Origin of the sequence: Rhodanobacter caeni (assembly GCF_039523575.1) — a bacterium.
In the GTDB taxonomy this organism is placed as follows: domain Bacteria; phylum Pseudomonadota; class Gammaproteobacteria; order Xanthomonadales; family Rhodanobacteraceae; genus Rhodanobacter; species Rhodanobacter caeni.
Map to the genome: position 1 here is coordinate 395,408 of NZ_BAAAFO010000003.1, position 22,217 is coordinate 417,624.

The following is a 22,217-nucleotide window of genomic DNA, read 5'->3' on the forward strand; positions in this document are numbered from 1 at the left end:
GCGCCGTGCGCGTCACCGTCATCGGCGCGGGCGTGGCCGGCCTGGTCACGGCGATCGAACTGGCCGGCAGGGGCGCCCGGGTGGAGATTTTGGAACGTGGCGCCGGAGCGGGTGCGCAGGCTTGTGCGTGGTTTGCCGGCGGCATGCTGGCGCCTTGGTGCGAACAGGCCACCGCCGAACCGCCCGTGGCTGCGCTGGGCGCCGCTTCCATCGCGTGGTGGCAGCATCATTTCGCCGATACCGTGCAGCGCGGCACGCTGGTGGTCGCCGCCAGCCGCGATGCTGGCGAACTGGACCTGTTCGGCCGCCGCACCGACCGGTTCGAAGCCGCCGATGCCGTCCTCATCGGCGCGCTCGAACCGGACCTGGCGGGACGGTTTCATCGCGGCCTGTTCTTTCCCGACGAGGCGCACCTGGACCCGCGCCGCGCGCTGCAGGCGCTGACGGCGCAACTGGATGCGATGGGTGCGGCGATCCGCTACGGCGTGGACGCCAGCGCCGAGCGCGTGACGGCTGATCGGGTCATCGATTGCCGCGGCATCGCCGCGCGCGACACGCTGGCGGATCTGCGCGGCGTGCGTGGCGAGATGATCATGCTGCGCGCCCCCGATATCCATCTCACCCGTCCCGTGCGTCTGCTGCATCCGCGTTTCGGGCTGTACGTGATCCCGCGCGGCCAGGGCATCTTCATGCTCGGCGGCACCTTGCTGGAAAGCAGCAGCGACGCGCCGGTCACCGTGCGCTCGGCGATGGAGCTGCTCAACGCTGCCTACGCGCTGCATCCCGCGTTCGGCGAGGCGCAGATCCTGGAACTGGGCGTGGGCGTGCGCCCCGCGTTTCCCGACAACCTGCCGCGGGTGTTCCGCCGCGGCAACGTCATCCACCTCAACGGCCTCTATCGCCACGGCTTCCTGCTCTCGCCCGCGATGGCGCAGCAGGCCGCGCAGATGGCGCTGGCCGACATGCCGGAGGCAGCATGCATATCCTCGTGAACGGCGCGGCGCAGGAGCTGCACGCCACTGATGTGTCGCAGGCGCTGGACGCGCTCGGTTATCGACAAGCCGTCGTGGCCACGGCGCTCAACGGCGTGTTCGTGCCCGCCGACCGACGCGAAACCACCACGCTGGCCGACGGCGATGCGCTGGAAATCCTCGCGCCGATGCAGGGAGGCTGAGCCATGCAGCTTTATGGCATCGAACTGACATCGCGCCTGCTGCTGGGCAGCGCCCGTTACCCGTCGCCGGCGATGCTTGCCGATGCGGTGCGCGCCTCGGGCACCGAGGTGGTCACCGTGTCGCTGCGGCGCGAGTCGGGCGGGCAGCGCAGCGGGCAGGGCTTCTGGTCGCTGATCCGCGACCTGGGCGTGCGCGTGCTGCCGAACACCGCCGGCTGCCATTCGGCGAAGGAGGCGGTGACCACCGCACGGATGGCGCGCGACATCTTCCAGACGCCGTGGATCAAGCTGGAAGTGATCGGCGACGCCGACACGCTGCAGCCGGATGCGTTCGGCCTGGTCGAGGCGGCGGCCGAATTGTGCGCCGACGGTTTCCAGGTGTTTCCGTACACCACCGACGACCTGGTCGTGGCCGACCGGCTGTTGCAGGCGGGCTGTCGCGTGCTGATGCCGTGGGGCGCGCCGATCGGCAGCGGGCGCGGGCTGAACAACCCCTTCGGCCTGCGCACCTTGCGCGCGCACTTTCCCGACGTGCCGCTGATCATCGACGCGGGCATCGGCCGGCCATCGCACGCGGTGGAGGCGATGGAGCTGGGTTTCGACGGCGTGCTGCTGAACACCGCCGTGGCGCTGGCCGGCGATCCGGTGGCGATGGCCGCCGCGTTTGCCCGCGCGGTCGAGGCGGGCCGCGCGGGTTTCGAGGCGCAGCCGATGGCCCCGCGCGATCTGGCCGAACCCTCGACGCCGGTCGCCGGCAAGGCGTGGCTGGCGTGATCATCCTGCCCCCGTTCTACCCCATCGTGGACAGCGCCGAATGGGTCGGCCGGCTGGCGCCGCTGGGCATCGAGCTGGTGCAGTTGCGGCTCAAGGCGCAGCCAGCGGAAGTGGTCCGTCGCGAGGTTCACGCCGCGCTGGCAGTCTGCCGCTGGCAAGGCGTGCAACTGGTGGTCAACGATTACTGGCAGATCGCGCTGGACGAGGGCGCCGACTTCATCCACCTCGGCCAGCAGGATCTGCTCGGCGCGGATCTGAAGGCCATCCGTGGGCGCGGCATGCGGCTGGGCATCAGCACGCACGACTACGCCGAACTGGATCGGGCACTGGCGGCGTCACCCGACTACGTGGCGCTGGGGCCGATCTACGCCACCACGCGCAAGGCGATGCCATGGGCACCGCAGGGCCTGGCGCGCATCGCCGAGTGGAAGCGGTTGATCGGCGATCGGGCGCTGGTGGCGATCGGCGGCGTCACGCTGGAGCGCGCTGCCGACTGCTTCGATGCGGGCGCCGACAGCATCGCCACCATCGGCGACGTGACCGGCCATGCCGACCCGCTGGCACGCGCGGCGGCGTGGCTCACCGCCACGGCGGCACACCCATGAACGAGCGTTACGCGCGCCAGGTCGCGCTGCCCGAGATCGGCGCGGCGGGCCAGGCACGGCTGGCGGCCGCGCATGTGCTGGTGATCGGTGCCGGCGGCCTGGGTTGTCCCGTGCTGCAATACCTGGCGGGTGCCGGCATCGGCCGGATCACCGTGATCGATCACGACCGCGTCGAGGAGAGCAACCTGCACCGGCAGCCGCTGTATGCGATGGGCGATGTCGGTTCGTTCAAGGCGCAGGCGGCGCGCGCCGCCGTGCTGCGGCTCAATCCAGCCATCGCCGTGGAAGCCTTGCCCCAGCGGCTGACGCCAGCCAACGCGGCAACGCTGGTCGTCGGCGCCGATATCGTCGTCGACGCGGCCGACAGCCTCGCCGTCACCTACACCGTGAGCGACGCCTGCCTGCAGCACCACACACCGCTGATCAGCGCATCGGCCGTGGGCCTCAGCGGTTACGTCGGCGGCTTCTGCGGCGGCGCGCCCAGCTATCGCGCCGTGTTTCCCGACATGCCCACGCGCGCGGCCAGCTGCAGCAGCGCGGGCGTGCTGGGTAGCGTGGTCGGCATCATCGGCAGCCTGCAGGCGCAATGCGTGTTGCAACTGCTGCTGGGCATCGCGCCATCGCCGCTGGGCCGATTGCTGCGTTTCGATGCGGGCCGCCTGGCGTTTGGCGGGTTCGAATTTCATGGGGCGAGCGAACCCGAAGGCGATGCATTGCGCTTCATCGACGCCGGCGATGTGGTGCCCGACGACCTGGTGATCGACCTGCGCAGTCTGGACGAAGCCCCGGTATCGCCGCTGGCAACGGCCCTGCGTTTCACCGCGGAGCAGATCGACGCTTTCATCGCCACGCATCCGCCGGCCGGCCGTCGCGTGGTGCTGTGCTGCCACAGCGGCGTGCGCGCCTGGCGCAGCGCGCGGCAGTTGCAGTCACGCGGCTATGCCAGGCTGGCGCTGATCGCGCTCGCCGAAACGGCGGCATGAGGCAGGTGCTGTCCATCGCCGGCTCCGATTCCTGTGGCGGCGCCGGCCTGCAGGCGGATCTGAAAACGTTCGCTGCCTTCGGCGTCGACGGCGCCACCGTGGTGACCGCCGTCACCGCCCAGAACACCGCCGGCGTGCGCGCCATCGCGCCCATGTCCACGGCGATGGTGCGGGCACAGCTGGACGCGGTATTCGAGGAAATGGCGATCGCTGCCGTGAAGCTGGGCATGCTGGCCAGCGCCGATATCGTGGTCACCGTGGCGCAGCAACTCGAATGGCGGCGACCGCCGGTCGTGGTGCTCGATCCGGTACTGCTCGCCACCTCGGGGGCGCCACTGCTGGAAGCCGACGCGGTGGACGTGCTGCGCACGCGGCTGTTGCCGCTGGCCGACTGCCTCACGCCCAACCTGGCCGAGGCGGCCGCGCTGCTGGATGCGCCGCAGGCCACCGACGAGCCGGGGATGGCGCGTCAAGGGCGTGCGTTGCTCGCGCTGGGGCCGCGGGCGGTGCTGATGAAAGGCGGGCACACCGCCTTGCCCGAAGCGGTCGACCTGCTGGTTACCGCGCAAGGCACGCAACGGTTCGCCGCGCCGTGGGTAGCCACCACCCGGCTGCATGGCACCGGCTGCATGCTCGCGGCCGGCATCGCGGCCGGGCTGGCGAAAGCCTGTTCGCTGCACGAAGCGGTGGATCGTTCCAGGCGCCACCTGCGTCGGGTGCTGATGGATCGGGCGCGGCACTGACGCCGGGCGCTGCTGCGCCGCGCGTTTCCCCGCCCATCGACGCCCGATACAATGATGGGCGCGTCGAACGCGCTCCCCTCCACTGCGTCCAGGCGGCATCCCGTGATCCTTTGCGTACCCAACGTGTTGACGGCCGACGAGCTGGGCGCCATCCGCAACCAACTGCGCGACGCGTCGTTCACCGACGGCGCGCGCACCGCGGGCTGGTCCGCGCGGGAAGTGAAGAAGAACCTGCAGGCCAACGACGACAGTCCGAAGCAGGAGCGTCTGCGCGACATGGTGCGCAGCGCGTTCATGCGCAACGGCATGTTGCAGACGGCGCTGCTGCCGGCGGCGTCGACGCTGCCGTTGTTCAACCGCTACGACGTCGGCATGCAGTACGGCCAGCACGTCGACGCGCCGGTGATGGGCGGCATGGGCAATGCGGTACGCACCGACGTGGCCATCACGCTGTTCGTTTCCGAGCCGACGAGCTACGACGGCGGCGAGCTGATGATCGATTCCGGCGGCATGGAATACGCGTTCAAGCTGGACGCGGGTGCCGCCATCGCCTACCCCGCCAACTCGCTGCATCACGTCACCCCGGTGACGCGCGGCAGTCGCCACGCGGCGATCATCTGGGTGCAAAGCCTGGTGCGCGATCCGGCCCGGCGCGAGTTGCTGTGGGATCTGGAAAACGCCAAGCGGCAGATTTTCGGCCGCGAAGGCAAGAGCGTCACTTTCGACACGGTCAGCCGATCGCACGCCAACCTGCTGCGCATGTGGGCGGACGTCTAGGGCGTCGCGAAATTCACCGCTGTTTGCAACGCCGCCCGCGGCGGCAGCGACCAGTCGATTGGCGCCTGGCCGCGGCTTTCCAGATAGCGGTTGGCCGCCGAGAAATGGCCGCAACCCAGAAAACCCCGATGAGCCGACAGCGGCGAGGGGTGCGCCGAGGTCAGCACGCAATGGCGGTTGCGGTCGATCAGGGCGCCCTTGCGCTGCGCATACGCGCCCCACAGCAGGAACACCAGGCCCTCGCGCTCGCGGTCGAGTGCGGCGATCGCCGCGTCGGTGAAGCCTTCCCAACCCTTGCCCTGGTGCGCGCCGGCGCGGCCCTCTTCCACCGTCAGCACGCTGTTGAGCAGCAGCACGCCGCGGTCGGCCCAGGGCGTGAGGCAACCGTGGTCGGGGCGCGCAATGCCCAGGTCGCGCTGGATTTCCTTGAAGATGTTTTCCAGCGAGGGCGGCACGCGCACGCCCGGCGCCACGGAGAAGCACAGGCCGTGCGCCTGGCCCGGGCCGTGGTACGGGTCCTGCCCCAGCACCACCACGCGCACCGCATCGAACGGCGTGTGCTCGAAGGCCGAGAAAATCGCCGGACCGGGCGGATGGATGCGCTTGCCGTCCGCCTTCTCGGCCCGCAGGAAGGCGGCCAGTGCCTGCATGTCGGGGCGCCGCAAATAGTCCTCCAGCCGCGTCTTCCATGACGCTTCCAGCCGGATCGGGGCGTCACTCATCGCCAGCCGCTTCGCGCAGGTGGCGTGCCACCCGCAGCTGGAACAGCAGCTTGGTGACCAGCAGTTTTTCCTCCACCGGCTTCTCCACCAGGTCGTTGGCGCCGGCCTTGATCAGCGCCGCCTGGTTGACCGGGTTCTCGTCGCCGGTCATCACCAGCACCGGCAGGCGGCCCTTGCCGTAACCGAACTCGGTACGGATGCGTTCGAGCAGGTCGCCGCCGGTGAGTTCGCCCTTCAGGCTGACGTCGGTCAGCACCACGTCGGCGCCGATCCGCCCCTGCGCCCGCGCGGCTTCCATGACCTCCAGCGCGTCTTCCACGCTGATCACGTGGCGCACGGTGAGGCCGTATTTCTCCAGCATGCGGCGCGTGGCCAGCGCCACCACGCGGCTGTCCTCCACGTACAGCACCATGCCCTCGACGCTGCTCTCCGGCCGCACGTAGCCGCGAATGAACTCGGCCAGCGCCTGGAAACCGAGCGACTTGTCGAAGTAGTCGGTGACGTGCTCGCCCAGTTCGCGACGGTGCAGGCGCGATTCCACGTCGCCGGAAACCACCACGATGGGCACATAGAATTGCGGTGCCGATTCGCGCACGAAGCGGGCCAGCTCCAGCCCGTCCATGTCGGGCAGGCGCAGCGCGATGGTGATGAAGTCGAACACGCCCTCGCCCAGCAGCAGCTGCGCCTCGTTGCCGCTGCCACATACCACGATCTCGACGCCCGGCAGTTCCGCTTCCAGCACGCGGGTGATCAGCTGCCGCACCACGCGCGAGCCGTCCACCACCAGCACCCGCGGCGCGGTGGTCACCAGACGGTTGCTGATGGCCTGGGGCACGTCCTGGTTGTCCACACCATTCATGAGGATCCCGATTCACGTCGCGGCGCGACCCTGTCCGCCACCATACTTTACCGGCACCGCACGGAATGCCGGCCCCGGTCGCAGTTCAGGCGGCCTTGCGCAACTGCCAGGCGCTGACCAGTCGCGCGCCCAGCCAGCCCAGCGCAGCGGCCGCCACCGGCACCGCCAGCAGCAGCCAGATCGGCAGGCCGGCCACCTGCAGCTTGCCGTCGTAGGTCTGGCTCAACTGCGCCACCGGCGCGGCCAGGCCCAGCTCGATCAGCACCGCCAGCAGGGCGGCGAGGATGCCGCTGAACAGGCCGTACCAGATACCGGCATACAGATAGGGCCGCCGCACGAACGCATCGCTGGCACCCACCAGCAGGAGCACGCCGATTTCCTCGCTGCGGCTGGCGATGTCCACCCGCACGGTGTTGCCCACCACCAGGAGCGCCGCCAGCGCCAGCATCACGGCCAGCATCAGCACCACGCGGTTGCCCACGCCGAGCAGCGCCTCCAGCCGCTTGCGCCAGCTGTCGCTGTCCTGCACCAGCTCGACGCCCTGCATCGCGCGCACGTCGGCGACCAGTCTCCCGACGGCGGCGGCGCTGGCGTCGGTGCGCGGCTGCAGTTGCACCACGTAGGGCAGCGGGTTGTCGTCCAGCAGCTCCAGCGCGCCGGAAAAGCCCTGCATCCGCGCCAGCTCCTCCATGCCCTGCTGCGGGCTCTTCACCGCCACGGAGGCCACCTCCGGCCGGTTGCCCAGTTGCGTGGCCAGCAACTGCGTGGCCTGGCCGCTCTGCCCGGTCTGCATGAAGACGCTGATCGCCTGGCTCTGGCCCATGGCGTCGCCCAGCTTCTGCACGTTGCCCAGCAGCAGGTAGAACGCCAGTGGCAGGGCGAGCGCCAGGCCCATCACCGCGATGGTGAGCAGGCTGCCCAGCGGACGCGTGGCCAGGCGGCGCAGGCTGGCGGCGGCGCTCCAGCCGTGGTGTTCCTGCCAGCTGGCGAATCGCTGCGGCCGCGGTGCCTGCGCGGACGGCCCGTTGTGTTGCGGCGACGCGTTCACAGCACCTCCTGCGCGGCAAGATCGGCCACCAGCCGGCCGTGGTCGAGCACGATCACGCGTCGGCGCATGCGCTTGATCAGCGGCAGGTCGTGGCTGGCGATCAGCACGGTGGTGCCCACCTGCTGGAATTCGGCGAACAGGCCCATGATCTCCACCGCCAGCTGGGGGTCGAGGTTGCCGGTGGGTTCGTCGGCGATCAGCAGGGTGGGCCGGGCCACGATGGCGCGAGCGATGCCCACGCGCTGCTGCTCGCCGGTGGACAAGGTGGCCGGCAACTGCCGTTCGTAGGCCAGCAGGCCGACTTTCTCCAGCGCGGCGCGCACGCGACGCGCGCGTTCCGCCCGGGCCACGCCGCCGATCATCAGCGGCAGCTCCACGTTGGCGAACACGGTGCGCTCCATCAGCAGCCGGTGATCCTGGAACACCATGCCGATCCGCCGGCGCAGCTTGGGGATGCCAGCGCGACGCACCTTGGCCAGGTTCTGGCCATCCAGCGTGATCACGCCGTGCGAGGGGCGCTCGATCAGGCCCAGCAATTTCAGCAGCGTGCTCTTGCCGGCGCCGGAGTGGCCGGTGACGAAAGCCATCTCGCCGGTGGGCACTTCGAAAGACAGCTGCGAAAGCGCCTCATGACCGCCTTCGTAGCGTTTGCTCACTTGATCAAAATGGATCACCGGTTTCCCCGCGCCTGCATGGCCTGCCAGCGACAAGGATAAGGGAAGCGCATGCGAAGTGGCGGAGCACAGCCGACGGCGACCGGTGTCGGCCGCCGTCGGGGACGCCGGTCAGCGGCCGGTAAACAGCCGCGTCAGGCGGCTGAGCAGGCCGGGCTTCTTGGCCGAGGCGTTGTCACGTGTCTTGCCCGCGGTCACCGCCACCTGCCGCGACGGCCGATGGTAGGCGGCGGCTTCGGCCGGAGCGGCGTTCGACTCGCGCGCGGGACGGCTGGGGCGCGGCGCGCGATCGCCATTGGCCACGGCCACCGACGCGGCGGTGGCCTCGGTGGCGGCACCGTCGCGACGACGGTTGCGGCCGCCACGGCGACGGCGCGGCTTGCGCGGCGCATCGCCGCTGACGGGCGCGGCCGCCTCGGTGGCGCGCACCGGCACCGCGATCGGCTGCGCCGCCGCTACCTCGGCTCCGGCGTCGCCGTTGGAAGCCGGCCGCGGCTTGCGCGGCGGGCGCGGGCCGGACGAACGGTCCGACCCACGCTCGCCACCACGACCGCCGCGGCTGCCGGAGCGGCGCGGCTTCTCGCCCGGCCGCGGCGGCACCACGTCGCCGAACGCGGCGCTGTCGGCGGCGGCGTTGGCGGCGAACTCGGCATCGATGGCGCGCGGCTTGGGCATCACCAGCAAGTCGGCGTCCAGGTGCGCTACCGGAATGCTCTGGCCGATGTACGCCTCGATGTCCGGCAGGCTCATCGCGTACAGGTCGCAGGCGAAACTGATCGCGTCGCCCTCGGCGCCGAGGCGCGCGGTGCGCCCGATGCGGTGCACGTAATCTTCCGCCTCATGCGGCAGGTCGTAGTTGAAGACGTGGCTGACCGCGGGAATGTGCAGGCCGCGCGCGGCCACGTCGGTGGCCACCAGGATATCGAGCTGGCCATCCTGGAAGCGCTGCAGCAGCTTCTGCCGCTTCAGCTGCGGCACGTCGCCGGAGATCGCGCCCACCCGGCAACCGTGGCGCTTCACCCGTTCGGTGACGCGTTCGGCGGCGGCCTTGGTGTTGACGAAGATGATGCTGCGGCTGGGCTGGTGCTTGTCGATCAGGTTCAGCAGCAGCGGCATCTTTTCTTCCTTGGCCGGGAAGTAGACCACCTGGCGCACCTTGTCGGCGGTGACGTTGTCGCTCTCCACCACCAGCTTCTCGGCCTCGTGCATGTGCTCGTAGGCCAGCTCCAGCACGCGGTGGCTGAGCGTGGCGGAGAACAGCAGCACCTGGCGCTGCTCGCGCGGCGGCAGCTTGCGGAAGATGAAGCGCACGTCCTTGATGAAGCCGAGGTCGAACATGCGATCGGCCTCGTCGATCACCATCACCTCGACGCTGTTGAGGTTGAACACGCCCTGCTTGTGGTAGTCGAGCATGCGCCCGGGCGTGGCGATGATGATGTCGCAGCCGTCCTTCAGCTGCTGGCGCTGCTTCTCATAGTCGACGCCGCCGTAGATCAGGGCGATCTTCAGGCCGGTGTGACGGCCGATGGCCTGGGCGTCCTTGTCGATCTGGATGGCCAGCTCGCGGGTGGGCGCGATGATCAGCGAACGCGGGTCGGCATCCTTGCGCTCGGCCACGGCCGGCGTGGTCAGCAGGCGGTTCATCAGCGCGACCAGGAAGGCGCAGGTCTTGCCGGTGCCGGTCTGCGCCTGGCCGGCGACGTCCTTGCCGGCCAGCGCCAGCGGCAGGGTCATTTCCTGGATCGGCGTGCAGCGGGTGAAACCGCTGTCGTCCAGACCCTGCTGCAGCAGCGGGTGAAGATCGAAGTTGGTGAAAAAGGTATCGGTGAGTACGGTTTGTGACATATGCGGATGGTTGACCTGGCCAGACGGCGGCGTGAAGCGCTGCACCCGCTTGATGCCGGAAGCCGGCGCAGGGCGGTGCAGGACGGGATGCGCGGGTGAAGCGAGCGACTCAGCGCCAGGCCCGACGGGCCGCGCCGCAGCGGCGGCACCGGAGGTTGTCGGCTCCCTGGTTGGCGGCCTTCGCAGGCCGCCCTTGAATCGTGCCCGGAGTTGCGCTGGAATGAAGAACCTGCCGCAAGGCAGACCATCTTCCGGCTCGACCCGCGCTTCATGGGCACCCGAGTGTAGCTGATGACGGCTCCCGGAGTCTTTACCGGCCGGCCGCCACGTCGCGGCGCCCGGTTGCGCTCGAACCCGCTTGTTCCAGCCTGTTGCATCCCGGCCTGTTGCATTCGGGCGCGGCCGCCCCATTTTTCAACCACGCGGTTTACTTATCGCGTTTTTGCCCAGTCACGGAGATACCCGGTGAGCGACCTGATTACCCATGTGAACGACGACGCCTTCCAGCAGCAGGTGCTGGAGTCGGATGTGCCCGTACTGCTCGATTTCTGGGCGGAATGGTGCGGCCCGTGCAAGGCCATCGCGCCCATGCTCGAGGACCTGGCCAAGGATTACGAAGGCAAGTTGCGGGTGGTCAAGGTCAATATCGACCACAACCAGCAGACGCCGCGCACCTACGGCGTGCGTGGCATTCCCACCCTGATGGTGTTCAAGAACGGCAAGGTCGAAGCCACCCAGATCGGCGCCGTCAGCAAGGGCCAGCTGGCCCAGATGATCGACAAGGCCATCTGAACCACTCAAGCTGAACCCTCCAGCGATCCCCGCCGCGTGCTTTACGGCTGCACGCGGCGGATGCTAGATTCATCGCGTCCGTCGGGACAGTCCTGTCCCCCAGCGCCCTCCGCGCGACGCACACCTCCCCTCCTGTAATTCAACGGCGCCCCGCGAGGATTGCCCGTGTCCGATACCGAAAACCACACCCCGAACGACGCCGCTGGCGCCGACGCCAAGCCTGTTGCCGAAGGCAAGCCCGAGCCGCGCCCGCGCGCGCCGCGCCGCACGGCAGCGGCGATCGCGGCGGCCAACGCCGAGAAGGCCGCCAAGGCGTCCGCGACGGAAAAGTCGGCCACCGAAACGGCCGACCGGCCAGCGGCCGCACCGGCCCCGGCGCCGTCCGCCCCGGTGCAGGGCAACCTGTCGGTGGCGCCACCGGCCGCCGCATCATCCGGCGAGACACCCGCCGCACGCGCGCCGCAGGAGGCACGCGAAGCGGCCCCGGCCGCCAACGCATCGTCCGGCCAGAACGCGGGCCAGAACCAGGCGCCTAACCCGAACCAGGGCCAGAACCCGGGCCAAGCTCAGAACCAGAACCAGAACCAGAACAACGGCAACGGCGGGCGTGACGGCAACGGCGGGCGCGAAGGCCGCGGCCGGCGCCGGCGCAACGAGCGCAACCCGCAGCAGCAATCGCAGCGCGGGCAGAACAACAACCCGCGGCACAACAACCCGAACGGCTTGCCGGTGGACGACGACAACGCCGACCCGGGCAGCAACGACCGCGTCATCAACCTCACCGAACTGAAGCGCAAGAACGCGCCGCAGCTGCTGGAGTTTGCCGAATCGCTGGGCATTCACGAAGGCATCGCCCGCGCCCGCCGGCAGGACGTGATCTTCAACGTGCTCAAGGCCCACGCGCGCTCCGGCGGCGGCATCTGGGCCGAAGGCGTGCTGGAAATCCTGCAGGACGGTTTCGGCTTCATGCGCTCGGCCGACGAGAGCTACCTGGCCGGCCCCGACGACATCTACGTCAGCCCCAGCCAGATCCGCCGCTTCAACCTGCGCACCGGCGACTACATCACCGGCCGCGTGCGGCATCCGAAGGAAGGCGAGCGCTACTTCGCCATGCTGCGGGTGGAGACGATCAACGGCGACCCGCCGGAAGCATCGAAGAACAAGATGCTGTTCGAGAACCTCACCCCGCTGTTCCCGCGCAAGGCGTTCAAGCTGGAGCGCGGCAACGGGTCCAGCGAGGACATCACCGGCCGCATCCTCGACCTGATCGCGCCGATCGGCAAGGGCCAGCGCGGCCTGATCGTCTCGCAGCCGAAATCCGGCAAGACGATGATGCTGCAGAACATCGCCCAGGCCATCCAGTACAACCATCCCGAGGCGCACCTGATCATCCTGCTGGTCGACGAGCGGCCGGAGGAAGTGACCGAAATCGCCCGCACCGTGCGCGCCGAGGTCATCTCCTCCACCTTCGACGAGCCGGCCGTGCGCCACGTGCAGGTGGCCGAGATGGTGATCGAGCGGGCCAAGCGCCTGGTCGAGCACAAGAAGGACGTGATCATCCTGCTCGACTCGATCACCCGCCTGGCGCGCGCCTACAACACCGTGATCCCCAGCTCCGGCAAGGTGCTCACCGGCGGCGTGGACGCCAACGCGCTGCAGCGCCCGAAGCGCTTCTTCGGCGCCGCGCGCAACGTGGAGGAAGGCGGCAGCCTCACCATCATCGCCACCGCGCTGATCGAAACCGGCTCGAAGATGGACGAGGTGATCTACGAGGAGTTCAAGGGCACCGGCAACATGGAGGTGCACCTCTCCCGGCGCATCTCCGAAAAGCGCGTCTACCCGGCCATCGACATCAACCGCTCCGGCACCCGCCGCGAGGACCTGCTGATCGACCCCGACCTGCTGGCCAAGATCTGGATCCTGCGCAAGCTGCTGCATCCGATGGACGAACTGAGCGCCATGGAGTTCATGCTCGACAAGATGAAGAACACCAAGTCCAACGACGAGTTCTTCAATTCGATGAAGCGCTGAGGGGCGGGGATTCGGGAATCGGGATTGGGAGTCGCCAAAGCCTGGCTTCCCTTCCCTCGAGTATTGGCTGGTGGACACGTGTCGTCTTGATCGATGGCGATCCATCGAAGCGTTGCGCCTCGCGAGCATCGGCGGTCGGCTTATCCCCGGCCGCCGTTTTTCGTTGCGCGACGCGCTGATCCAGCTCATGGCGCGAACCGGCTCGGGCGGGTCCAATGGGTCGTCCGACCCCGCATCCCGCGACACCCCTTTTCGTCGCCTTGCGCCGCCCCCATAGTGTCGGCTTCCCCAGCGAGGCTACGCCGTGTCCATACCCAGTGCCGCCAAAAGCACGCCGATCGGCAGCCGCCAGCAACTGGCCGATTACCTCGCCGCCGGCGAAAAGCCGCGCGAGGCGTGGCGTATCGGCACCGAGCACGAGAAGTTCGGTTTTCTGACCGACACCTTGCGCCCACCCACGTTCGAGGGCGATCGCGGCATCCGCGCACTGCTGGAAACGCTGGCCAGTCGCTACGGCTGGCAGATCGCGCGCGAAGGCGACATCCCGGTGGCGCTGACCCGCGGCATGGCCAACATCACGCTGGAGCCCGCCGGCCAGCTGGAACTCTCCGGCGCGCCGCTGGAAACCGTGCACGACACCTGCCGCGAGGTGAACGCACATCTTGACGAGGTGCGCTCGGTCGCCGAAACGCTGGGCATCGGCTTCCTGGGCATGGGCTTCCAGCCGAAATGGTCGCGCGACGAAATGCCGTGGATGCCCAAGGGCCGCTACAAGATCATGCACGAGTACATGCCCAAGGTCGGTTCGCTGGGCCTGGACATGATGACCCGCACCTGCACCGTGCAGGTGAACCTGGATTTCGGCAACGAAGCGGACATGGTCAAGAAATTCCGCGTCAGCCTGGCGCTGCAGCCCATCGCCACCGCGCTGTTCGCCGATTCGCCGTTTACGGAAGGCCGTCCAAACGGCTATCAGTCCTACCGCTCGCACATCTGGACCGACACCGACAACGACCGCACCGGCATGCTCGATTTCGTGTTCGAGGACGGCTTCGGCTACGAGCGCTACGTCGACTACATCCTCGACGTGCCGATGTATTTCAGCCTGCAGAACGGCCAATACCTCGACCTGGCCGGCCAGGATTTCAAGCAGTTCATGGCAGGCAACCTCGCCGCCCTGCCCGGCACCCGCGCCACCATGAAGGATTGGGCCGACCACCTCACCACCGCCTTCCCCGAAGTGCGGCTGAAGCAATACCTGGAAATGCGCGGCGCCGACGGCGGCCCATGGAACCGGCTGTGCGCCCTGCCCGCGTTCTGGGTGGGCCTGCTGTACGACGACGAGGCGCTCGATGCCGCGTGGGACCTGGTCAAGGATTTCAGCCTCACCGAGCGCCACGCGCTGCGCGACGGCGTGCCGAAGCACGCGCTGAAGCTGCCATTCCGCGGCGGCAGCGTGCGCGATCTTGCCGAGCAGGCACTGAAGATCGCCGCCCACGGCCTCAAGCGCCGCGCCCGCCTCAACGCCAACGGCGCCGACGAGCGCGTCTTCCTGGAGCCGCTGCTGGAAATCGTGCAGGCCAACCAGACCCCGGCCGAACGCAAGCTGGAGCTTTTCCACGGCCCGTGGGACGGCAGCGTGGACCCGGTGTTTCGGGAGTTCGCGTACTGAGCTTTCCTTGGGCTGGGGTCGGCAGAGCAGACAACGCTCAGGGCGAACCGAGGGAATGTCTGCACAAGCCTTTGCTCGTCATTCCAGCTTTCGCTGGGATGACGCCTTGTTCAGGCTATCCCTGGTTGCCCGCCATCGGCATCGCGTGCCCTTTCAGCGCGACGGATCATTTGCTGCACCTCCGGCACGGCGTGAACCGGTACCAGTTCGACTTCCGGATGGGCCTGGGCAAACACGCGGAATATCTCGTCGGCGAACGCCTGCCCGATGGTGGTGACGTCGCTGAAGTCGAGCACCACGTGCCGGAACCGGTCCACGCGTTGCATCAGGCGCTTGGCCTGCGAGCGGGAAATCAGGTTCTCACCCCCCACTTGGGCAAGGCGAACCGGGACCACGGTCTTGGCGAACGCGTAGTCGTCCGGACCGCTGGAATATTCATCGAACACCTGCTTGGCAGTACGCACGGATGTGGTGGATATCCCCATGGATACGACGGTGCCTTCCTTCGGCATGCCGTCGACATCGAACAAGATGTCCTTGTCATGTCCTTCCTCGTGGGAGAACACCAACTCTCCGGACATGATCTGGAAGCGGTCGAACATGCGCGAGGTAAAGAACACGCCCTCGCCCGAGTGATTTCGCGGGTCCGTGGTGAACTTGCCCTTGGACAATTCCAGCAGCGCCAGACGTTCGTCAGGCAGCTGCAGGGCACGCGCGATCTTTCGGAAGATGCCGATGCCATCATCGGCGACCGTCATCGAGAGCACACCATCGCGCAATTCCAGCTGCACTCCGATGTGCGTGGCCTCGGAATGGTCGATGGCGTTGTTGATCATCTCCGTGGCGCCGTGATGGGCAATGTCCAGCACGTTGCGCGGCACGTCGCGCAGCAGTGGCGACAAATGCGCCGACCAGAGGGTGTCTTCGGCCAGGCCTGCCCGCGGGTAGCGCTGCCAGAACCGGCGGTTGCGGCCCATGGTGTAGACCGGGCGCGTCGTGCCGTCCTTGCGCAGGTAACCTGTGGCCACCAGCTTGCGCACCTGCGTGCTGACTCGCGCATTCGACAAGCCCAGTTGGGCCGACACCATGCCGACCAGGTCGCGCGGGTGCGTCGCCACCGCCTGCAGCAGGGCGGCATCGATTTCAGCGGAGCGACTGGGGCGGGCCATGGCCCGATTCTAAAGTTATCCCGCCTTATTTGCTACTTAAAACCGGGTTATTTAAAACTAGCACCTCCCTGAAACGAAGGGGGTCCGCTTGCACAGACCCCGTTCGACGGCCACTCAGTTCGCCGGCGCGTCCTTCAAGCCGCGATTCTCCAGCATCGGCTCGATCACCGGATCCTGTCCGCGCCAGTTGCGGTACATGGTGGCCAGGTCTTCGCTGTTGCCGCGCGAGAGCACCATCCTGCGGAAGCGGTCGCCGTTGGCGCGGGTCATGCCGCCGTTGTCCTTGAACGCCACGAAGGCGTCGTCGGCCAGCATTTCGGTCCAAAGATAGGCGTAGTAGCCGGCGGCGTAGCCGTTGCCCCAGATGTGCTGGAAATAGCTGGAGCGGTAGCGCGGCGGCACGTAGCCCAGGTCGACCTTGTCTTTTTTCAGCGCGGCCGCCTCGAACGCGTCGGTATCCTGCAGCGGCGCGTCGGCCAGGAGCGTGTGCCAGTTCATGTCCAGCAGCGCGGCGGAAACCAACTCGGTCATGTTGTAGCCGGAGTTGAACTTGCCCGCCTTCTTCATCTTGTCGACCATCGGCTGCGGCATCGGCGCACCCGTCTTGTAGTGCCTGGCGTAGTGCGCGAACACCTTGGGGTTGGTCGCCCAGTGCTCGTTGAACTGCGACGGGAACTCGACGAAGTCGCGTGCGGTGGCGGTACCCGACAGCGTGGGGTACTGCTCGTCGGCAAAGATGCCGTGCAGGGCGTGGCCGAACTCGTGGAACATGGTGATCACGTCGTCGAACGACAGCAGCGCCGGCTGGCCCGCGGCGGGCTTGCTGAAGTTGGCGACGTTGTAGATCACCGGCTTGGTGCCCAGCAGCTTCGACTGGTCGACGAGGTTGCTCATCCAGGCGCCGCCGCCCTTGTTGTCGCGCTTGAAGTAGTCGCAATAGAACAGCGCCAGCGAACTGCCGTCCTGGTCGAACACCTCGAACACGCGCACGTCCGGCTGCCATACGGGGATGTCGTGGCGCTCCTTGAAAGTGAGGCCGTAGAGCTGGTTGGCGGCGTAGAACACGCCGTTCTGCAGCACGTTGTCCAGTTCGAAGTACGGCTTGATCTGGTTTTCGTCGAGGTCGTATTTCGCCTTGCGCACCTGCTCGGCGTAGAAGTTCCAGTCCCACGGCGCCAGCTTGAAACCGCCGTGCTGCTGGTCGATGACGGCCTGGATGTCCTTGGCCTCGGCTTCGGCGCGGGCGGTGGCGGCGGGCACGAGCTGCTGCATGAAGGTGATCGCCGCTTCCGGCGTTTTGGCCATCTGGTCGTCCAGCTTCCACGCGGCGTAGTTCTTGAAGCCCAGCAGCCTGGCCTGCTCGGCGCGGATCTGCGCCAGCCGCTCGATGGTCTTGCGGGTGTCGTTGGCGTCACCTTGTTCGGCACGGTTCCACGACGCCTTGAACAGGGCCTCGCGCGTGGCGCGGTCGTCAAGATCCTGCAATGCCGGCTGCTGGGTGGTGTTCTGCAGGGTCAGCACGTACTTGCCGTCCAGCTTGCGCTCCTTGGCCGCGGCGGCCGCGGCGGCCAGCTCGGCGTCGGACAGGCCGGCGAGTTTCGCCTTGTCGCCCACCACCAGCGCGGCGGCCTTGGTGGCGGCCAGCAGCTTGTTGGTGAAAGCGGTGCTGAGCGTGGATTCCTCCTTGTTCAGCGCCTTCAGGCGGGTCTTGTCGGCGGCGGAAAGCTTGGCGCCGGCGTGGACGAAATCGCGGTAGACCACCTCGACCAGGCGCCTGGATTCCGGATCGAGATCGAGCGCGTCGCGCTGGTTGTAGACCGTCTCGATGCGATGAAACAGCTTGTCGTTGAGCCGGATCGCGTCGCGATGCGCGGACAGCCGCGGCGCTTCCTCTTCCTGGATTTTCTGCAGCGTGTCGTCGGTGTTGGCGCCGGTGACGGCGTTGAACGCGGCCATCACGCGGGTCAGCATGGCGCCGGATCCCTCCATCGCCACGAAGGTGTTCTCGAAGGTGGGTGCGGCCGGATTGTTGGCGATCTTCTCGATCTCGGCCAGGTGCTGGCGCATGCCCTCCTCGATCGCCGGCTGGTAGTCGCCATCGGTGATCCTGTCGAACGGCGGCGCCTGGAACGGCAGCGTGCTGGCGGCGTAGAACGGGTTGCTGCGGAGGCCGGCGGCGCCCTCCACGGCGGCGTGCGAAGAAAACGAGGCAAGCGACATGGTGGTGGCGATCACGAGCGTGCGAAGGGGAAACATCGGCTTTCTCCGTTGAGTACACCCCAACGTGCTACGCGGCAACGGCAAGGTCAATGTCACTGACGGCACTGGCGGCCGTTACGGCTGGACTCGCCCTCAGGCGGCGCGCAGATCGCGCAATTGCCAGGCCGCGCCGATCAGCAGGTACAGGCGGTGGCGCACCACGCTCATCGGCAGGCTGGTCAACAGGTCGACCTCGGTATGCAGATCGGCCAGCTGGGCGCTCACCCGCGCCTCGGGATCGGTCTCGCCCAGGCTGGCATCCACGGCATCCGGATCGGGTTGCACGGCGCGCCAACTCTGGAACAGCGCGTCGTTGCGCAATGCCTGCTGCAACGCGGCGCCGAAGCTGACGGGATCGGACCCGTCGTAGCTGAAACGCGGGTCATCGCCCCGCGCATGCGCCAGATCGGCGACGGAAAGATAGTAATGATGACGACTCATGTTGGCTCCGTGGGCGCCTGGGGATGCGCCCGGATCGGTATCGACGCATATCGCTCGTGAAGCCGGCCTGACGGCAGCCTTGTCCTATCTTCGGGCGGCCATCACCGGGGCGACGGCCGCGGGCAATTGCGCGGCGGCTTGCGCCGGCGCCACGCCGTGCGGCAACACGCCCAGGCAGGGTGCGGGCAGCAGTTCGCGCAGAGTATCCAGGTTTTCCTCCAGCGCATCCATCGCCGGGTCGATCGTGTTGCCGATCCAGCCGATCAGCCGGCAACCATCGGCGACAATCGCGCGCGCGCTCAGTTGCGCGTGGTTGAGGCAACCCAGGCGCAGGCCCACGACGAGGATCACCGGCAACTGCCACTGCCGCGCAATGTCCGCCGCGGAAAGCCCGGGCGCCAGCGGCACCATCCAGCCGCCCACGCCCTCCACCACCACGCAGTCATGCGCGCCTTCCAGTTGCTCGAACGCCGCGCGCAATGGCGGCATCGTGATCGATACGCCATCGTGGGCCGCGGCCAGGTGCGGCGACAACGGATCGCGCATCGCGAACGGATTGACCACCGCATACGGCAGTACTGCGCTGCTGGCCGCCTGCAGCGCCAGCGCATCCTCGTTGCGCAGGCCGTCGGGCGTTTCCTCGCAGCCGCTGGCGACGGGTTTCATCCCGCACGCGGTGTGGCCGGCCGCGCGCAACGCATGCAGCAGGCTGCAGGAGCTGTGGGTCTTGCCGATGCCGGTGTCGGTACCGGCGATGAACACGGCGGTCATGCCGCTTGCCCATGACGCCGGTTGAAACGGCTCACCACCGGACCGATCAGGAACAGCAGTCCATACATGAAACCGGGCAGCGACCACATCCAGCCCGGCGCCGACAGCGGCAGCACCAGCGCCACCAGGGTCGACGCCAGCCCGATCAGCGCCGGCACGCTCCACACGCGCATCTCGCGGCGCGCCGCCAGCGTGTCGAAGCCCGCCCGCCCCGCGTGACGCGCCGCATGCGCGAACAGCGCCGTGAGCGTGCCGGCCATGCATGCATAGGCCAGGCCGTAACAGGCGAACAGCGTGCGCATGTCCGCAGCACCGCCCACGAGATGGAAGTCGCTGGGCAGCCGGCCCGCGCTCAATCCGTTGAACAGGCCGGCAAACACCATGTGCAGCGGGTACACGAAGATCATCGCGAAAAACACCAGCAGCAGCGACAACCAGCGGCCCGCGGCGGTGGCTTCATGGCATCGGCGGCGCCAGCGCACATGGCCATGCCAGAAGAACGCGATATGGAAAAAGCACACCGCGAAAGCAGGGATGCCGCCCAGCATCAGCAGCAGCTTGTCGGTGCTGTCGGGGATGGCATCGCCACCGATCAGCAGCAGGGTGAGGGTGAAAGCGAATGCGCCGTCCACGAAGGCATCGAGCCGCCCGGCCTCGATGCCTTCGCGTTGCCTGATCAAGCTCATGCTCCCTCCCGTCACGATGGCTCGGCGCATAATACGGGCTTTGCCGCCGGGCGCGCCGCATGTTCGAACTGAAACCCCATACCTACGCCAGCAAACGCGAGCATTACGACGACCTGGTATCGCAGGCGCGCGGCCTGCTGGCGGGCGAACGCGACCTGGTCGCCAACGCGGCAAATTTCAGTGCGCTCATCTACCACAGCCTGCCCGATATCAACTGGGCCGGCTTCTACCTCTACGACGGCAACGAGCTCGTCGTGGGTCCGTTCCAGGGCAAGCCGGCGTGTATCCGCATCGCGATCGGCCGCGGCGTCTGCGGCACCGCCGCGCAAACGCGGGAAACCCAACTGGTGGCCGACGTCAACGCCTTCGACGGCCACATCGCCTGCGACGCCGCCTCGCAATCGGAAATCGTGGTGCCGCTGGTTCGCGCCGATGGCCGGCTGCTCGGCGTCTGGGACGTGGACAGCCCGCATACGAACCGATTCGACGAGGACGACCGCGCCGGCATGCAGGCGCTGTGCGCGGTGTTCATGGAAAGCGTCGGCGACTGAAATCCATGCAAGCGTGGATTGACCGCAACCGAGCCACGGTGTGGGTGCTGCATGTGGGAGCGACTTCAGTCGCGATGCTTTTGCTCTGGAGTTGCAAGGAAAAGCATCGCGGCTGAAGCCGCTCCCACAGAAGCAGCATGGCTTCTACCCAGGCTCAGGCCGGGTCCAGCGGCGTGGTTCCGCCGGTGAACTGCAGCCGCGCCTGCGCCAGCCGGTACTTGCGCTCGCGTCGCGCCCGGCGCCAGTTGCGCAAGGTGTAGACGGCGTACACCAGCTTGAACAGCCGCAGCTTGCGCAGCACCAGCGGCATGTCGAACAGGTCGCCGGCCAGCATCGAGATCACGCCTTGCTCCAGCTGCCAGATGTTGCGCGGCTGGCGGAACATCTGCTGCATCACCGGGCCGTTGAAGCGGTAGATGAAAAACGCGAAGCGCTTCATGCCCGCGCGCTGCCGCTTTTCCAGCTTGCGCATCAGCGCCATCTCGCGTGACGGATCGCGCAGCGCCTGGTCGACCACCTCGACCGCCTTTTCCGCGCCGCTCATGGCCAGGTACACGCCGGAGGAAAACACCGGGTCGAGGAAGGCGAACGCATCGCCCACTAGGATCCAGCCCGGCCCGCCCATCTGCGTGGCGTCGTACGAGTAGTTGCCGGTGACGCGCACCTCGTCGCCGATCAACTCCGCCTGCTGCAACCGCTGCCACAACGCGGGCACCTGCTGCAGCGTCTGCAGCAGGAAATCGCGCGGGCTGCCCTTGCGCTGCTTGAGGTATTCCGGTCGTGCCACCGCACCCACGCTCATCACGCCATCGGGCAGCGGGATCATCCACATCCAGCCATGGTCGAAGTTGTAGATGCTGATGTTGCCCGCGTCCTCGCCGTCGCGCGTCTGCGCGCCGCGGAAGTGGCCGAAGATGGCCGCGCTCTGGTGCGCCGGATTCTTGCGCCGCAGTTTCTTGCGGCTGGCGAAGAACGCGTCGCGGCCGCTGGCGTCCACCACGTAGCGGGCGCGCAGGCGATAGCTTCCGCCGTCGTCCGTGCGCACCTCAAGCCGCGAATCGCGCGGACCGGCCTGCTCGACCTGCTTCACCTCATGACCTTCGCGCGCATCGGCGCCGCACTCGCGGGCATGCTCGTAAAGCATCTTGTCGAAATCCTGCCGCCACACCTGGAACGCGTGCGGCGGGCTGTTGCCGATGGCGCGGTCGAAGGCGTAGGTGTTGTAGCCGCGTTCGTTGTCGGCCTCGAAATCCGCACCGGCCTTGAACACGCCCATCGCGCGCACCTTTTCCAGCACGCCGAGGCGCTCGAACACCGGCAGGTTCATCGGCAGCAGCGATTCGCCGATGTGGAAGCGCGGGTGATGATCCTTCTCCAGCGCGACAACCTTGTAGCCGCGCCGCGCCAGCAAGGCCGCCGCGGTGCTGCCGCCGGGGCCACCACCGATCACCACCACGTCGCACTGCTCATCGGCGTCCTGTGCCTGCGCCACGCGTGCGTGCCCGTCCTGTGCCTGAGCCGTCATGCATTTTCCCCTGTTGATTGCCGGTCGCGGCGTGGCCGCAAGCCGGTGATTATGCCCAAGCGCCCGCGGCCCGCCCAGATCGCATGGACGCCTCTGCTACCATCGGTCGCCCACCG

The 22,217-nt window shown here is 67.9% G+C and carries 22 protein-coding genes; 11 read left to right on the forward strand and 11 right to left on the reverse strand.

Annotation, left to right across the window (positions count from 1 at the left end):
• The first annotated feature begins 5 nt into the window (after positions 1 to 5).
• The 7 genes from thiO (at position 6) to ABD017_RS10400 (ending at position 5,056) form a co-directional block, all read left to right on the forward strand.
• Positions 6 to 992, forward strand: a complete 987-nt coding sequence (gene thiO / locus ABD017_RS10370; RefSeq protein WP_343882682.1) for a glycine oxidase ThiO — start codon at positions 6 to 8, stop codon at positions 990 to 992.
• Positions 977 to 1,174, forward strand: coding sequence for a sulfur carrier protein ThiS (thiS, locus tag ABD017_RS10375; RefSeq protein WP_343882683.1), 198 nt, complete (start codon positions 977 to 979; stop codon positions 1,172 to 1,174). Before thiO ends, thiS begins: the two co-directional genes overlap by 16 nt.
• A gap of 3 nt (positions 1,175 to 1,177) precedes the next feature.
• Positions 1,178 to 1,948, forward strand: coding sequence for a thiazole synthase (locus ABD017_RS10380; protein WP_343882684.1), 771 nt, complete (start codon positions 1,178 to 1,180; stop codon positions 1,946 to 1,948).
• Entirely contained in the window at positions 1,945 to 2,553 is a 609-nt protein-coding gene (locus tag ABD017_RS10385) for a thiamine phosphate synthase (RefSeq protein ID WP_343882685.1), read from the forward strand. Before ABD017_RS10380 ends, ABD017_RS10385 begins: the two co-directional genes overlap by 4 nt.
• Entirely contained in the window at positions 2,550 to 3,536 is a 987-nt protein-coding gene (locus ABD017_RS10390; protein ID WP_343882686.1) for a ThiF family adenylyltransferase, read from the forward strand. Before ABD017_RS10385 ends, ABD017_RS10390 begins: the two co-directional genes overlap by 4 nt.
• Positions 3,533 to 4,279 carry a bifunctional hydroxymethylpyrimidine kinase/phosphomethylpyrimidine kinase gene (gene thiD / locus ABD017_RS10395; RefSeq protein ID WP_343882687.1) on the forward strand — a complete coding sequence of 249 codons (747 nt, stop codon included), beginning with the start codon at positions 3,533 to 3,535 and terminating at the stop codon, positions 4,277 to 4,279. Before ABD017_RS10390 ends, thiD begins: the two co-directional genes overlap by 4 nt.
• 102 nt (positions 4,280 to 4,381) lie before the next feature.
• Positions 4,382 to 5,056, forward strand: a complete 675-nt coding sequence (locus ABD017_RS10400) for a Fe2+-dependent dioxygenase (protein WP_343882688.1) — start codon at positions 4,382 to 4,384, stop codon at positions 5,054 to 5,056.
• Here the strand turns inward: ABD017_RS10400 and ung are convergent.
• The 5 genes from ung to ABD017_RS10425 form a co-directional block, all read right to left on the reverse strand.
• Entirely contained in the window at positions 5,053 to 5,778 is a 726-nt protein-coding gene (gene ung / locus ABD017_RS10405; RefSeq protein WP_343882689.1) for a uracil-DNA glycosylase, read from the reverse strand. The two genes, ABD017_RS10400 and ung, sit on opposite strands and share 4 nt — an antisense overlap.
• On the reverse strand, positions 5,771 to 6,637 hold the full coding sequence (locus ABD017_RS10410; RefSeq protein WP_343882690.1) for a response regulator: 867 nt from the start codon (positions 6,635 to 6,637) through the stop codon (positions 5,771 to 5,773). Before ABD017_RS10410 ends, ung begins: the two co-directional genes overlap by 8 nt.
• Positions 6,638 to 6,722: 85 nt before the next feature.
• The gene (ftsX, locus tag ABD017_RS10415; protein WP_343882691.1) at positions 6,723 to 7,685 is read right to left on the reverse strand and encodes a permease-like cell division protein FtsX; all 963 of its coding nucleotides are present in this window, start codon (positions 7,683 to 7,685) and stop codon (positions 6,723 to 6,725) included.
• Positions 7,682 to 8,359, reverse strand: coding sequence for a cell division ATP-binding protein FtsE (gene ftsE / locus ABD017_RS10420; protein WP_343882692.1), 678 nt, complete (start codon positions 8,357 to 8,359; stop codon positions 7,682 to 7,684). The genes ftsX and ftsE overlap by 4 nt, the downstream gene beginning before the upstream one ends.
• Positions 8,360 to 8,470: 111 nt before the next feature.
• Positions 8,471 to 10,204 carry a DEAD/DEAH box helicase gene (locus ABD017_RS10425; RefSeq protein WP_343882693.1) on the reverse strand — a complete coding sequence of 578 codons (1,734 nt, stop codon included), beginning with the start codon at positions 10,202 to 10,204 and terminating at the stop codon, positions 8,471 to 8,473.
• Positions 10,205 to 10,669: 465 nt separating this feature from the next.
• Between ABD017_RS10425 and trxA the strand changes: the two genes are divergently transcribed.
• From trxA to ABD017_RS10440, 3 genes are all read left to right on the forward strand, one after another.
• Entirely contained in the window at positions 10,670 to 10,996 is a 327-nt protein-coding gene (gene trxA, locus ABD017_RS10430; RefSeq protein WP_007081605.1) for a thioredoxin TrxA, read from the forward strand.
• Between the two features lie 165 nt (positions 10,997 to 11,161).
• A complete protein-coding gene (gene rho / locus ABD017_RS10435) occupies positions 11,162 to 13,027 on the forward strand; it encodes a transcription termination factor Rho (RefSeq protein WP_343882694.1) in 1,866 nt (621 codons plus the stop codon).
• 304 nt (positions 13,028 to 13,331) lie between these two features.
• Positions 13,332 to 14,699, forward strand: a complete 1,368-nt coding sequence (locus tag ABD017_RS10440) for a glutamate--cysteine ligase (protein WP_343882695.1) — start codon at positions 13,332 to 13,334, stop codon at positions 14,697 to 14,699.
• Positions 14,700 to 14,809: 110 nt separating this feature from the next.
• Here ABD017_RS10440 and ABD017_RS10445 read toward each other — a convergent pair whose 3' ends face one another.
• From ABD017_RS10445 to ABD017_RS10465, 5 genes are all read right to left on the reverse strand, one after another.
• Complete coding sequence (locus ABD017_RS10445; protein WP_343882696.1) at positions 14,810 to 15,868, reverse strand: STAS-like domain-containing protein; 1,059 nt, start codon at positions 15,866 to 15,868, stop codon at positions 14,810 to 14,812.
• Positions 15,869 to 15,982: 114 nt separating this feature from the next.
• The gene (gene dcp, locus ABD017_RS10450) at positions 15,983 to 18,124 is read right to left on the reverse strand and encodes a peptidyl-dipeptidase Dcp (RefSeq protein ID WP_425543714.1); all 2,142 of its coding nucleotides are present in this window, start codon (positions 18,122 to 18,124) and stop codon (positions 15,983 to 15,985) included.
• A 96-nt stretch (positions 18,125 to 18,220) separates the two neighbouring features.
• Positions 18,221 to 18,568 carry a hypothetical protein gene (locus ABD017_RS10455; protein ID WP_343882697.1) on the reverse strand — a complete coding sequence of 116 codons (348 nt, stop codon included), beginning with the start codon at positions 18,566 to 18,568 and terminating at the stop codon, positions 18,221 to 18,223.
• Positions 18,569 to 18,652: 84 nt separating this feature from the next.
• On the reverse strand, positions 18,653 to 19,339 hold the full coding sequence (gene bioD, locus ABD017_RS10460) for a dethiobiotin synthase (protein ID WP_343882698.1): 687 nt from the start codon (positions 19,337 to 19,339) through the stop codon (positions 18,653 to 18,655).
• The gene (locus ABD017_RS10465) at positions 19,336 to 20,025 is read right to left on the reverse strand and encodes a TMEM175 family protein (protein ID WP_343882699.1); all 690 of its coding nucleotides are present in this window, start codon (positions 20,023 to 20,025) and stop codon (positions 19,336 to 19,338) included. Before ABD017_RS10465 ends, bioD begins: the two co-directional genes overlap by 4 nt.
• Before the next feature lie 59 nt (positions 20,026 to 20,084).
• Between ABD017_RS10465 and ABD017_RS10470 the strand changes: the two genes are divergently transcribed.
• Positions 20,085 to 20,576, forward strand: coding sequence for a GAF domain-containing protein (locus tag ABD017_RS10470; protein ID WP_343882700.1), 492 nt, complete (start codon positions 20,085 to 20,087; stop codon positions 20,574 to 20,576).
• Between the two features lie 154 nt (positions 20,577 to 20,730).
• Here the strand turns inward: ABD017_RS10470 and ABD017_RS10475 are convergent, their stop codons facing one another.
• A complete protein-coding gene (locus tag ABD017_RS10475) occupies positions 20,731 to 22,101 on the reverse strand; it encodes an NAD(P)/FAD-dependent oxidoreductase (RefSeq protein WP_343882701.1) in 1,371 nt (456 codons plus the stop codon).
• Positions 22,102 to 22,217: the final 116 nt, after the last annotated feature.

Coding starts and splice junctions, on each gene's coding strand:
- thiS (WP_343882683.1), top strand. CDS start 977: ATGCATATCCTCGTGAACGGCGCGGCGCAGGAGCTGCACGCCACTGAT.
- ABD017_RS10380 (WP_343882684.1), top strand. CDS start 1,178: ATGCAGCTTTATGGCATCGAACTGACATCGCGCCTGCTGCTGGGCAGC.
- ABD017_RS10390 (WP_343882686.1), top strand. CDS start 2,550: ATGAACGAGCGTTACGCGCGCCAGGTCGCGCTGCCCGAGATCGGCGCG.
- thiD (WP_343882687.1), top strand. CDS start 3,533: ATGAGGCAGGTGCTGTCCATCGCCGGCTCCGATTCCTGTGGCGGCGCC.
- ung (WP_343882689.1), bottom strand. CDS start 5,778: ATGAGTGACGCCCCGATCCGGCTGGAAGCGTCATGGAAGACGCGGCTG.
- ABD017_RS10410 (WP_343882690.1), bottom strand. CDS start 6,637: ATGAATGGTGTGGACAACCAGGACGTGCCCCAGGCCATCAGCAACCGT.
- ABD017_RS10425 (WP_343882693.1), bottom strand. CDS start 10,204: ATGTCACAAACCGTACTCACCGATACCTTTTTCACCAACTTCGATCTT.
- ABD017_RS10445 (WP_343882696.1), bottom strand. CDS start 15,868: ATGGCCCGCCCCAGTCGCTCCGCTGAAATCGATGCCGCCCTGCTGCAG.
- dcp (WP_425543714.1), bottom strand. CDS start 18,124: ATGTTTCCCCTTCGCACGCTCGTGATCGCCACCACCATGTCGCTTGCC.
- ABD017_RS10455 (WP_343882697.1), bottom strand. CDS start 18,568: ATGAGTCGTCATCATTACTATCTTTCCGTCGCCGATCTGGCGCATGCG.
- bioD (WP_343882698.1), bottom strand. CDS start 19,339: ATGACCGCCGTGTTCATCGCCGGTACCGACACCGGCATCGGCAAGACC.
- ABD017_RS10465 (WP_343882699.1), bottom strand. CDS start 20,025: ATGAGCTTGATCAGGCAACGCGAAGGCATCGAGGCCGGGCGGCTCGAT.
- ABD017_RS10470 (WP_343882700.1), top strand. CDS start 20,085: ATGTTCGAACTGAAACCCCATACCTACGCCAGCAAACGCGAGCATTAC.
- ABD017_RS10475 (WP_343882701.1), bottom strand. CDS start 22,101: ATGACGGCTCAGGCACAGGACGGGCACGCACGCGTGGCGCAGGCACAG.